The sequence below is a fragment of the Alcanivorax sp. IL3 genome, assembly GCF_047495465.1.
Lineage (GTDB): Bacteria > Pseudomonadota > Gammaproteobacteria > Pseudomonadales > Alcanivoracaceae > Alcanivorax > Alcanivorax jadensis.
On record NZ_CP179931.1, the window covers coordinates 2807857 to 2820804 of the forward strand.

Annotated in this window: 7 protein-coding genes and 2 pseudogenes; 1 reads left to right on the plus strand and 8 read right to left on the minus strand. The window is 60.7% G+C overall.

What is annotated here, in order from left to right:
• Positions 1–39 precede the first annotated feature (39 nt).
• The 3 genes and pseudogenes from ACMG4M_RS13015 to guaB all read right to left on the minus strand — a co-directional run bounded on the left by ACMG4M_RS13015 (position 40) and on the right by guaB (position 5004).
• A complete protein-coding gene (locus ACMG4M_RS13015) occupies positions 40–1818 on the minus strand; it encodes an acyltransferase family protein (protein ID WP_414430165.1) in 1779 nt (592 codons plus the stop codon).
• A gap of 47 nt (positions 1819–1865) precedes the next feature.
• A pseudogene (gene guaA / locus ACMG4M_RS13020) lies at positions 1866–3438 on the minus strand (glutamine-hydrolyzing GMP synthase).
• Between the two features lie 96 nt (positions 3439–3534).
• On the minus strand, positions 3535–5004 hold the full coding sequence (gene guaB / locus ACMG4M_RS13025; RefSeq protein ID WP_035249070.1) for an IMP dehydrogenase: 1470 nt from the start codon (positions 5002–5004) through the stop codon (positions 3535–3537).
• A 163-nt stretch (positions 5005–5167) separates the two neighbouring features.
• Here guaB and xseA point away from each other — a divergent pair, with 163 nt between their 5' ends.
• Positions 5168–6526: an exodeoxyribonuclease VII large subunit gene (gene xseA / locus ACMG4M_RS13030; RefSeq protein ID WP_035249072.1), complete on the plus strand. Its 1359-nt coding sequence runs from the start codon at positions 5168–5170 to the stop codon at positions 6524–6526.
• Here xseA and ACMG4M_RS13035 read toward each other — a convergent pair.
• The 5 genes and pseudogenes from ACMG4M_RS13035 to der all read right to left on the minus strand — a co-directional run bounded on the left by ACMG4M_RS13035 (position 6471) and on the right by der (position 12833).
• The gene (locus tag ACMG4M_RS13035) at positions 6471–8399 is read right to left on the minus strand and encodes an ATP-binding protein (RefSeq protein WP_272962705.1); all 1929 of its coding nucleotides are present in this window, start codon (positions 8397–8399) and stop codon (positions 6471–6473) included. The genes xseA and ACMG4M_RS13035 overlap by 56 nt on opposite strands.
• Before the next feature lie 8 nt (positions 8400–8407).
• Positions 8408–9265 carry a hypothetical protein gene (locus tag ACMG4M_RS13040; RefSeq protein WP_035249077.1) on the minus strand — a complete coding sequence of 286 codons (858 nt, stop codon included), beginning with the start codon at positions 9263–9265 and terminating at the stop codon, positions 8408–8410.
• Between the two features lie 4 nt (positions 9266–9269).
• Positions 9270–11135, minus strand: a complete 1866-nt coding sequence (locus ACMG4M_RS13045; RefSeq protein ID WP_414430166.1) for a TonB-dependent receptor plug domain-containing protein — start codon at positions 11133–11135, stop codon at positions 9270–9272.
• Positions 11136–11163: 28 nt separating this feature from the next.
• A pseudogene (locus tag ACMG4M_RS13050) lies at positions 11164–11322 on the minus strand (hypothetical protein); the annotation flags it as partial.
• 104 nt (positions 11323–11426) lie between these two features.
• Complete coding sequence (gene der / locus ACMG4M_RS13055; RefSeq protein WP_035249081.1) at positions 11427–12833, minus strand: ribosome biogenesis GTPase Der; 1407 nt, start codon at positions 12831–12833, stop codon at positions 11427–11429.
• Positions 12834–12948: the final 115 nt, after the last annotated feature.

Sequence of the window (12948 nt, forward strand, 5' to 3'; positions counted from 1 at the left end):
GGGGGCTCTTTTACTCATGTTAGCGGCCAGATCAACCCCTTACTTTGGCATCAGGGCCTCTGTCACTGGCGAAAGGAACAACACTTGTGCCCCAACATAAATAGCGCCATAACGGGTCAGATGCACCCGATCAGCACTTAACAATCTGCCGTTTTCATCGGTGATAAGCATGTTGCCATTCTGGTCTATCAGGGCATCAATGATGGACAAATAATGCTTTTTGGGTATCACTGCCCGGGCAAGACGCTCCTGCTCAAGCACCTCTTCAAGGATAGGATTGCGCAACAAAGCACGCTCCTGCTTTCTGGTGCGGGCAACCCAGTTAAGGTTATGTCCGAACTGTTTGGCGCCAACAAAGTAAACCCGGTTACCCTGCTCTGCAGACAAATCTATCACCCTATTGATACAAGAGGGCTCACCCAGACTATAATTTGACGCGAACAACACCATGCTGGCACTGGCAAACAGGCGTTGGCCAAGCTCAGACTCGACCAGGGAACAGTCACTGAGGTCATCCCGATAAATCAGGCCTACCGAGGTCAGGTCATAGGTCTCACGCACCACATTGACCAGGTCCCGACCGAAAGAATTGCCGATCACCAGCAGCTTTACCGGTACATCGGGATCAAACGCATCCTTCTTGAACAGGAAATTCCGCTCATTATAGGAAATGTACATATCCTCAGCTGCCGCCTGGTCCGGATCAAAGACCCGCGAGACAAACCCCTGGGTTTTATGGGCTGCCAGGCCGAAAGCCACCAGAAACAGCGAGGCACTGAACACGAAGATCCATAATGGCCGCGCCGCAACCAACGCCCTGTTCCTGAACGGGTTCTCGATGTATTTCCAAGACAGATAAGCCACCAAAAAGGTCGCCACCGTCAGTACAGCAAACGCCACTCTGCTCGGCTCTTCCACCATATAGATCCGCGCAAAAGCGAATAGCGGCTGATGCCAGAGGTAGGCCGAGTAGCTGATCAGACCAATTCCCACCAGCAACGGCAGACTCAGAAAACGCGCAACGAGGGTCCCTTCCCCGGCGAATAACACCAGCAGCACCACTCCGAGCACCGGCACCAGCGCGTAGAGCCCAGGGAAAGGCGTCGCGGCATCATAAGCGACCACCGAGAACATCACGCCCAAAAGCCCCAGTAAGGCCAGGCCCTCGTTGCTCCTGACGCCATATTTTTGCACCCAGAATGCAGCCACCGCCCCTGCCAACAACTCCCAGGCCCGGGACGTTATCAGATAAAAATTGGCGTCGGGGAAACGACTGCTGCCAAGTTCGCTGACCGCCAGACTAAGCAGTGCCAGAGCGATGATCATCCCCACTACCGATTTTTTGCCGAATTTCCAGCCTGCCAGCATGAGGAGCGGAAAGATCACGTAATACTGCTCCTCCACCCCCAAGCTCCAGGTATGCAGAAGCGGCTTGAACTCGGAGGCCAAGTCCCAATAGCCGGTGGTGATCATCAACAACACATTGTTGGCAAACAAGGTGGTGGCAACGATAGACTGACCAAAATTCTCAAGGGGGTCCGGCAACATCCACATCCAGGCAAACGGAATGCAGAACAGCATCATGAAAAATAGTGCCGGAAAGATTCGCCGGGCCCGGCGCTCATAGAAGTCAATGATACTGAAACGCTGCTTTTCAATATCTTCGGCAAGAATGGTGGTAATCAGGTAGCCACTGATGACAAAAAAGACATCGACCCCTACAAACCCCCCGGAGAATCCTTCAAAACCCGCATGAAAAAGAATCACCGGCACAACGGCCAAAGCACGCAGACCGTCAATCTCAGCGCGGTATTTCAAGGCATGCACCCTCTATCGATTCAGGAACGATTTATTCTTTTTCTCCATCATTCCCACTCAATGGTGGCCGGTGGCTTGGACGAAATATCGTAGGTCACCCGGCTGATGCCGGGGATCTCGTTGATGATCCGGCTGGAGACCAGTTCCAGGAACTCGTAGGGCAGGTGCGCCCAGCGGGCGGTCATGAAGTCGATGGTTTCCACGGCACGCAGAGCTACCACGTACTCGTAGCGGCGAGCATCGCCTACCACGCCCACTGACTTGACCGGCAGGAACACGGCGAAGGCCTGGCTGGTCTTGTGGTAAAGACCGGCGGCGCGCAGCTCTTCGATAAAGATATGGTCTGCCAGACGCAGGGTGTCGGCGTATTCCTTTTTCACTTCACCGAGGATGCGCACGCCCAGCCCCGGCCCCGGGAAGGGATGACGGTAGACCATGTCGTAGGGCAGGCCCAGTTCCAGGCCGATCTTGCGCACTTCGTCCTTGAACAGTTCGCGCAGGGGCTCGACCAGCTTGAGCTTCATATCTTCCGGCAGGCCGCCTACATTGTGGTGGCTCTTGATCACGTGGGCCTTGCCGGTCTTGCTGGCGGCGGATTCGATCACGTCCGGGTAGATGGTGCCCTGGGCCAGCCAGTTGGCGTTTTTCAGCTTGCTGGCCTGGTCGTCGAAGATATCGATAAAGGTGTTGCCGATGATCTTGCGCTTCAGCTCGGGATCCGCCTCGCCGGCCAGTTTGCCGAGGAAGTTGTCTTCCGCGTCCACGCGGATCACTTTCACGCCCATATTGTCGGCGAACATTTCCATGACCTGGTCACCTTCCTGGTGACGCAGCAGGCCGTTGTCGACAAACACGCAGGTGAGCTGATCGCCGATAGCCTTGTGCAGCAGCGCTGCCACCACGGAGGAATCCACCCCGCCGGACAGGCCCGAGGATCACTTCGTCAGTGCCTACCTGCTCGCGGATGGTGTCGATGGCATCATTGATGATGTTGCTCGGCGTCCACAGGGCTTCACAGTCGCACAGTTCGCGCACGAAGCGCTCTAGCAGGCGACCGCCCTGCAGGGTGTGGGTGACTTCCGGGTGGAACTGGATGCCGTAGAAGCGTTTTTCATCGTTGGCCATGCCGGCGATGGGGCAGCTGCCGGTGGTGGCGGTCGCCACGAAACCCGCCGGCATCTCGCCGACACGGTCACCGTGGCTCATCCACACGTCCAGGTATTCCTTGCCCTGCTCTTCGTGATCGACGATGCCGTCCAGCAGGCCGTTCTTTTCCGCCTTGGCGACCCGGGCGTAGCCGAATTCGTGCTTTTCACCGGCAATCACCTTGCCGCCCAGCTGCTCGGCCATGGTCTGCATGCCGTAACAGATACCCAGCACCGGGATGCCGGCGTCGAATACCGCATCGGGGGCACGGGGCGTTTCGGCGGCGGTGACAGACTCCGGGCCACCGGAAAGAATGATGCCCTTGGGCGCAAACTCGCGGATTTCCTCGGCGGTCATGTCGAAGGCACGGATTTCACAGTACACGCCGATTTCCCGCACCCGGCGGGCGATCAGCTGGGTGTATTGGGAACCGAAGTCCAGAATCAGGATGCGCTGGGCATGGATATCTTGCATGGCTCGCTTTCCGCTGGCGCCTGGCTGGCAGGCTGTAAATACAAGGGCCGGCTACGCCGGCCCTGAATCGTTATCGCTGACACTCGGTAGCGGGCTTCAGCCTACCGGGTAGTTCGGCGCTTCCTTGGTGATTGTCACATCATGCACATGGGATTCTTTCATGCCCGCGTTGGTGACTTTCACGAATTCCGGCTTGGTGCGCATCTCTTCGATGGTGGCACAGCCGGTGTAGCCCATGGAGGCGCGCAGGCCGCCCATCAGCTGGTGAACGATGGCGCTCATGGGGCCCTTGTAGGGAACCCGGCCTTCGATACCTTCCGGCACCAGCTTCTCGATGCCGGCGGCGGCATCCTGGAAGTAGCGGTCGGAGGAACCGGTAGAGCCGGACATGGCGCCCATGGAGCCCATGCCCCGGTAGGCCTTGTAGTAGCTACCCTGGAACAGCTCCACGTCGCCGGGCGCTTCTTCGGTGCCGGCCAGCAGGGAACCGATCATGATGGCGCTGGCACCGGCGGCTACGGCCTTGGCGATGTCACCGGAGAAGCGGATGCCACCATCAGCAATCAGCGGTACGCCGGTGCCTTTCAGGGCTTCCGCCACATCGGAGATGGCCGTGATCTGCGGCACGCCGATACCGGCCACGATGCGGGTGGTACAGATGGAGCCCGGACCGATACCGACTTTTACCGCATCGGCGCCGGCGGCAACCAGATCCCTCGCAGCAGCAGCGGTGGCAATGTTGCCGCCGATCACCTGCACCTCGGGGAAGTGTTTCTTCACCCAGGCCACCCGGTCGATAACGCCCTGGGAATGGCCGTGGGCGGTATCCACCACGATCACGTCAACACCGGCTTCCACCAGTGCGGCCACGCGCTCGTCGGTACCGGCACCGGTGCCGACGGCGGCGCCTACTCGCAGACGACCCTGAGAGTCCTTGCAGGCGTTGGGATATTTGGCGGCTTTCTCGATGTCTTTCACGGTGATCATGCCGCGCAGTTCGCCTTTATCGTTGACTACCACGACTTTTTCGATGCGATGCTTGTGCAGCAGGGCCTGAACTTCATCCGCGCCAGCGCCTTCCTGCACGGTCACCAGCCGGTCCTTGCCGGTCATGATGTCCTGCACGCACTGGTCGTAGTTGGTGATGAAGCGGGTATCACGGCTGGTGACAATGCCGACAACCTCATTGCCTTTCACCACCGGCACACCGGAAATGTTATTGGCTTCGGTAATGCGCAGCAGCTCGGCCACGGTGGTTTCCGGGCTCACGGTGATGGGATCTTTCACCACGCCGGATTCGTATTTCTTTACCATGCGCACGTTACGCGCTTGGTCGGCTGTATCCATGCTTTTATGGAGGATACCGATGCCCCCTTCCTGCGCCATGGTGATGGCCAGGCGGTGCTCGGTAACCGTATCCATGGCTGCGGACGCCAACGGAATATTCAGAGCAATGTCCCGAGTCAGTTTCGATTTCAGGGACACGTCCTTGGGCAGCACATTGGAATGGGCGGGAACAAGCAAAACGTCGTCAAACGTTAGTGCCTCTTGCGCAATTCTGAGCATATTGCACCGTAGGGAGTGAGGGGGCCCCTGGCAGGTCCGCCGGGTGGAGCGGCGGCACCTCGAGACAGGCACCCCGTTAAATTAGGCGGGCGATTATACGTCAAGGGCGGTCGGTCACACAATCACCGCTGGCCCACGGCAAAAAACTCGCTACCCTCCCGCGATGACATTTTCATCCCGCGCTGAACCGCTGTCCATCAGTCAACTGAACCTGGAAGCCCAGGGCCTGCTGGAAGGTTCCTTCCCGCTGATCTGGCTGCAGGGCGAACTATCCAACTTTTCCCGCCCGGCCTCCGGCCATTGGTACTTCAGCCTGAAAGACTCGCGTGCCCAGATTAATGGGGCCATGTTTCGAAATCGCAACCGGCTGCTCGACTTTAATCCCCAGAATGGGCAGCAGGTGCTGATCCGCGCCAAAGTCACTCTCTATGTCCCTCGTGGCAACTTCCAGATTGTCGTGGAACACATGGAGCCGGCCGGTCAGGGGGCGCTGAAGGCACAATTCGACGCCCTCAAGGCCCAGCTGCAGGCGGAAGGCCTGTTCGCTCAGGAACGCAAGCGCGCCCTGCCCGCCTGGCCTACCCAGATCGGAGTCATCACCTCCCCCAGCGGCGCCGCCATCCGCGATATTCTGCAGGTCCTCAAACGCCGCTGCCCGTCCATTCCGGTGGTGATCTACCCGGCGGCGGTACAGGGCGCCGATGCACCGGCACAACTGCGTCAGGCGCTGGATGTGGCGATTGCTCGGGACGAATGCGACGTGCTGATCATCGGCCGTGGCGGCGGCTCCCTGGAGGATCTCTGGGCGTTCAACGATGAAGCCCTGACCCGCGCCGTGGCCGCCTGCCCGATTCCCATTGTCTCGGCCGTGGGTCACGAAGTGGATACCGGCCTTACCGATTTTGCCGCCGACCTGCGAGCGCCGACTCCGTCCGCGGCCGCCGAGCTGGTGAGCCCGGACCTGTCAGTGGTCACGCAACGGCTGGGCGGCCTGCATCGTCGCCTGCGCTGGGTGATGGCCCAGCAGTTGCGGACGCCACAGGAACGTCTGCGCCATCTCAGCCAGCGCTTGCGCTCGCCGCGCCAGTCCCTGGAACAAAGCAGCCAACGGCTGGATGAATTGCAGGGCCGTCTGCAGCGCCATATGCAACAACGGCTGGCGCTAGCGCAAAGCCGCCTGCGCCCCAACCAGCAACGGCTGGCCCGGCTATCGCCGGAACGCCTTTTGGCGGACCGCCAGCAACGACTACAGACGCTGGAAAAACGCCTGCCGCAGCCCTTGCTGCGGCTGATCCAGCAGCAGCAGGTGCAACTGGGCAATCTGGGCAAACGGCTGCACACCGCCAGCCCCCTGGAGACCCTGGGTCGTGGCTACAGCATTACCTTCAAGGGGGACGAAGCGGTGCGCTCCGTCAGCCAGTTGCAGGCCGGCGATACCCTGACCACCCGCCTGGCAGACGGCGAAGTCAGCGCCCGTGTTGAGCGTGTTCAGGGGTCAGATAAGGGCTCAGCACCCGAGTAAGCTGCTGACGGCGGAAGGGCTTGGCCAGGTGGGCATTCATGCCCGCCACCATGCAGCGGTCGCGCTCTTCGTCCATGGCATTGGCGGTGAGCGCCACCACCGGGATTGGCGCCCGCCCCCGCTCTCTCTCCCATTGCCGTAACTCGCGGGTGGCTTCCAGGCCATCCATCACCGGCATCTGCACATCCATGAGAATGCAGTCGAAATCCCGCTGACGCACTTTTTCCAAGGCTTCGCGCCCGTTGCTGGCGGTCACCACGGTGACCCCCATGTGCTCCAGCAGCCGCCGCGCCACCAGCAGATTCACATCGTTATCTTCCACCAGCAGTACCAGCCCGAAAAGCAGGCCGCCGACACGGTCTTCCTCGTCGGCGGGCACCGCCAGCGGCGCCGGCGCCTGAGTGCGATAGAGCAAGCGCAAGGACAGGGTAAAGGTACTGCCGCCGCCCTCGTCGCTGCTCACTGTCAGGGTGCCACCGAGCATTTCACTGAGACGGCGGGCGATGGCCAGCCCCAGACCGGTGCCGCCAAAGCGACGTGAGGTGGACGAGTCGACCTGCGAAAAGGCTTTGAACAAATCACTCTGGCGATGCTGGGGAATACCAATACCGGTGTCGCGCACCGCCAGGGCCAGGTCCAGCCAGTCATCGCGAACCTGGGCGGTGGTGATCCCCAGAACCACGCCCCCTTCCTGGGTGAATTTCACCGCATTGGAAATCAGGTTATTGAGCACCTGACGCAACCGGGTGGGGTCGCTGCGCACCATTTTACCAGCCAGCTCCCCGGCGTTTTCCAGGCGCAGATACAGGCCCTTGCTTTCCGCCATGTAGCGGAAGGTGGCCACACAGTTTTCCAGCAGCGGCAGCAGCTCGAAAAACACCGGGTCCAGATCCATGCGTCCGGCTTCGATGCGGGAAAAATCGAGAATATCGTTGATCACATCCAGCAGGTGCCCGGTGGATTCCAGCGCGGCAAGGGTGTATTCGTGCTGCTCTTCGCTCTGCGGGGTTTCTTCCAGCAGTTGCAACATGCCCAGCACCCCGTTCATCGGCGTGCGCAGCTCGTGACTCATCATGGCCAGAAAGTCACTCTTGGCCTGGCTGGCAGACTGTGCCTGACGATGTGCATGACGGAGTTTGTCGATGGCAGTCTGCTGCTCGCGATGCGCCCCTTCCAGGCTGCTGGCAAGCTCGTTGATATCGTCCTGCAGTTCTGCCAACTCGCCGCGCAGGTGACTGCGGCCGCGGACCCGATAATCGCCATTGCGCAGGGTGCGCAACAGGCCGGACAGATAGCCCAGCGGGGAAGCAATCTGGCGGGCCAGGTAATGGGCGATCCAAAGGCCGATGATGGTAGCGAACAGGGCCGGCAACAGGCTTGCCAGCAGGATCTCCTTCTGCCGCGCCAGTAGCCGGGCACTGGACATGCCCAGCACCACTTCGCCGATTCGCTCGGGCTGGCTGTCGCTCTCTGCCCCTTCCAACAAATCGCTATCGGATACCGGCTGGCGATAAATGCCGGAGTGGAATTCCAGCACGTCGGCATGGTCCTGACGTTGACCACGCCCCTCGTAGAGCAACACCTTGCCTTCACCGTCGTGGAAGACCACGTATTGCAGGTCTGCCTGCTGCATGGCCAGGCGTGCCTGGCGGCGCAGATCATCATAGTTACCTGCCAGTACCCCATACTCCGACGAGGAGGCAATCTGCTGGGCCAGGTAGCTGCCCAGTTCACGCAAATCCCGATCGGCATCCTCGAAGCGCTGCCAGGTCAGCGCCACCAACAGCAGCAACAGCATGATCAGGGCCGGAATCAGCCCGAGAAGCTGCAGCTGCTTGCGGATGCCCGCCCCTTTTTTCATGGTTTCTTTCATGCCCTCTCTCATGGAGAAACCTCCAGGGCTTCACGAAGGGAGTCGATGTCGTGAAACACCATGTCGAAGCTGTTGGCCACGTGCTCATTCACAGCAACGGTGGGGGTATGCACAAAGCCGGAACGCCGCAACCGCTTGCTGCTTTGGAAAAATTGCAGATGCACCAGCGTCTCGGCGACCAGATCCGCACCGCTGGCATACAGGCTGGCCACGCTCCCCGCCTGCACATAGGCATGATCGGGACCGAACACCGGGCGACGCAGCCGGTAGCTGGTCAGCAACACCAGCTTGGCGGTACCGGGACCAAACAACTCGCCATCCACCGGTAACACCAGGGCATCAAACCTGGCCAGACTTTCGCGCAGGCGATCTCCCATCTCATCTACCGACGAGACCGGCAGTGCGGTCAGCCCCAGGCGACCCTGATAATCCTGCACCATGCCCGGTGTCCAGGCACTGTGCGGGCCGATAATCACCCCCACGCGGCGCGCCAGGGGCATCATGATCTCCAGCATGGCCAGCTGATCGTGCAATGCCACGCCGGCCCAGATGCCCTCACACTGGCATCGTTTGCGCTTGGCCAGGGTGACCGCTGACCGGCTCACGTAGACACCCAGTAATGGCTTGTCCAGTTTCTGAGCACGCCGGAACACCTGATCACCGATGGCGATCAGCAACTCTGCCTGTGTGGGATCGGCCACCCGGGTAATCGATGGCGTGGCGGCGTCGTCCAGCGCCTGAATAAAACTGTCGCGGAAGGGCCCATCCTCGGCAAGCACATGCACCGGCAGCGGGGTCTGGGCGCACAGGGACGGCGCCAGCCAGGCCAGCCACAACAAAAGGATGAGGCGTCCCTGCCGTTTCATTCCTCTATATCCTCACCGCCAGTCCCAACCAGAAACGGTCTTCCTGATAGCGGTTTTCCTCGAAGACCACCGGTTCCTTGTTCAGGGCATGCTGTACCACGCCCTTCCATTCCAGCTCCGTGTCGATCACCCGGTGCCGGAAACGCACCTGCAGATCCAGGCGCTCGAACACATTGTCGTTGTAGTCGTTGGCCAGGTAATAGGCGCTGGACAATCCCCAATGCTGGCTCAGCTGCCAGGCCCACAGGGCACTGGCGCTGTCACGGGCCGCCAGACGCCCCTCGGTCTTCTTGTTGACGCGGGTATGGATGTGGGCACCGGTAAGGCGCAGCAAGTGATTCACACCGGGCCGCCAGCTCAACTGGGCCTCCGTGCCCTGGTGGTCCACCCGGCCTTCGTTGTTGGGTTCGAACTCGAAGGGGTTGAGGGCATGGCTGAGCAGGTCAGTGAGCTCTTCCTGGAAATAGCGCACATCCAGCTCCAGGCCTGGGAACTGGCCGTAATAGCCCAGTTCCCAGGAGCGAATGCGCTCAGGCTTGAGAGTGCCGGGGCTGGTCTGGGTAATAAAGAAACTGGCCGGCGCCCAGCCCAGCAGGGCTTCGGTATTGTCGGCAAAGGGCGATGACAGTTCCCGGGCGCGGATATTGGTGCGCGCCTGGTCTTCGTAGATATCCGGGGTGCGCAGGGCCCTGGAAAACACATAGCGGAAGCTGTGCCCCGGCGCCGCTCGCCAGTTGAGCCCCAGCCGGGGGCTGAAATGCTGGCCGGAGATGCTGTCACGCTCCCAGTAGCCGCCCAGATTGAGGGTCACCGGGCGCAGCAGATCTACTGCCAGATTGCCAAAGGCGCGGTAACTGACATTGTCGTAGGTGCCGGACAGATAACTGTCGGAGCTGACCCGGTCGTGGCGCAGGTTCAGACCGCTGACCAGCCGTACCCGATCACCCATTTGCAGGGTGTCCTGGATTTCCAGGTCGTAACGCTCTTCCTCGATATCCAGCGCGCTGGCGGCACAGAAAGGCGCATTGGCGGACTGCAGGCTAGCGTACCGGTTGGCAAAATCCGGATCACTCTGCGCCGCCGCAAAGGTGGCGCCCACGTCCCGGTTATTTTCCAGATACAGCTCACGTAGCTCCCGGGAAAACAGCACCCCGCCGCCCGGCCCAGGCTGCCCGGTCAGAGGGTCCAGATAGCAGACCGAGAAATCCGTTACGTCGCGGGTGTACTGGCCATAGCCGGTAATCTGCAACTGGTGGTGCTGGTCGAAGGCATGCTGCCATTGCAGGGAGGCAAAGGCGCGCTGGCCTTTTTGTACCGGGTCCTGCTGGTAGATGCCGATATCCTGCACCCCGCCTTCCTGTTGCCGCTCCAGGCGGTTCTGGCTGCCGCCGGCCTGCATGATCAGGGTATTGCGCAGGTCCAGTTCACGGACCCATTCGCCATTGAGAGTTTCAATCCGTTTGGCGTCATTGAGCTGGCGGCCTTCAAAGGGTTCGTCGTAGCCGTCATCCGCGCGCCGTGACAGGGACGCCCGCCAGGCGCCAGCGTCATTCCGGCCGGCTGCAGAGGCATAGCCATCGCGGATGGCGTTATTGCCGCCCTGCACCGCCAGGGTGTGCTTGCTGATATCGCGGGGATCGCGGGTAATGATATTGATGACAGCGGTGAAGGCGTTGGCACCGTAGGCAGCCGCTGCCGGGCCACGGGTGACTTCGATGCGCTCCACATCGCGGATGTCCACGGGCATGTCGTTCCAGTTCACCCGCGCCAGACCGGGCTGATACTGGCTGCGGCCGTCCAGCAACACCAGCATGCGGCGCGAATCCCGGGCACTGGGTGCCGTGGTAGGCCACCGTGGGTACGTTGCCATCTACTTTGACCGCGGACATGCCCGGCACCAGCCGCAGCACCTCGTAGAGTTCCCGGGCGCCGCTGGCTTCGATCAGGTTACGGTCGATGACGGTGACACTGGCGGGCGCTTCAGACTGGGGCTGGCTGACCCGGGCGGGAGTCAGCACCATGGCCGGCTCATCGGCTAGCGGCATCATCGGCTCCATGGCCTGCACGCCCTGCGCACAGGCCAGCCCCAGCAGGCCTTGCCCCCAGTATTTGCCCCACGATCCCCGACGTTTGATGTGGCCCCCTCCCCCGTGCAGCGGGGTTACTTCTTGAAGCGTTTGATCATTCGCTTGCGCTTGTGCACCTGGCGATCCGTCAGTGTGTTCTTGCGCCCTTCAAAAGGATTGGAACCGGATTTGAATTCCAGCCGGATGGGCGTGCCGTCCAGTTTCAACAACTCGCGAAAGCGGTTTTCCAGAAAGCGTTTGTAGCTGATCGGCAGAGATTCGGTACGATTACCGTGCAAGATAATCGTAGGCGGATTATTACCGCCCAGGTGCGCGTAACGAAGCTTGGCGCGGAAACGACCATTACGCGGCGGCGGGTGGCCGGCGGTAATGCTTTCCATGATGCGCGTCATCTCGTTGGTGCCCACCTTGATAAAGGCCGAGTCCCAGGCTTTTTCAATCATGCCCCACAGATCGCCCACCCCGGTGCCATGCAGCGCAGAGATGAACTTGATCTTCACCCAGGGAGCGAATTCCAGGCGGCGCCCCAGTTCCACGCGCACCCGTTCCTTGTGGTCCGCATCCAGACCATCCCACTTGTTCACTGCAATCATCAGGGCACGGCCACTATCGAGCACATAGCCCAGCAGGTGGAGATCCTGATCGGTGATGCCTTCCCGGGCATCGATCACCAGCACCACCACCTGGGCGGCATCCACCGCCTGCAGCGCCTTGATCACGGAAAACTTTTCCACGGTTTCGGCAACCTTGCCACGGCGGCGTACCCCAGCGGTATCAATCAGGGTATAAGCTTTTTCCATGCGCTCGAAGGGAATCTCGATGGAATCCCGGGTGGTGCCGGCGTGGTCGAAGACCACCACACGCTCTTCCCCCAGCATGCGGTTGATCAGGGTGGATTTGCCCACGTTGGGGCGACCCAGCACGGCCACGCGAATGCTGCCGTCACTGGTATCCACCGGCTCACCCTGTTCATCGTAATAGGGTTCCAGATCCGGAAATGCCGCCAATATGATTTCGATCATGCTGCGCACGCCACGACCATGGGCAGCCGCGATGGGCAGCACGTCGCTGAGGCCCAGGGCATAGAAATCCGCCATGGCCGTATCCGGGTCGATGCCGTCGGTCTTGTTCACCACCAGATAGGTGGGCTTGGGCAGCTTGCGCAGCTCCATGGCAATCTGCTCATCGGCGGCGGTCAGACCGGCCCGACCGTCGACCAGGAACAACACCAGGTCCGCCTCGCCTACCGCCAACAATGACTGTTCTGTCATGGGCGCATCAATGCCATCGTCGTTTTCCCCGATGCCACCGGTATCCACAACGGTATACAGATAATCCCCCAGCCGACCGTCACCGTACTTTCGGTCACGGGTCAGGCCCGGGTAATCCGCTACCAAAGCGTCACGGGTACGGGTAAGTCGGTTAAACAGGGTGGATTTGCCCACATTGGGCCGCCCCACCAGGGCGATGACCGGTTTCATAGTTGTCTCTGCAAGGATGTCTGGGCGCTATGGTAACGCAATTCGGTGATAGAGGCGGAGAGAAGAAAATCAGGAAAACAGGGGCAGGCGCAATGGGAGCGGCCACTTGGCCGCT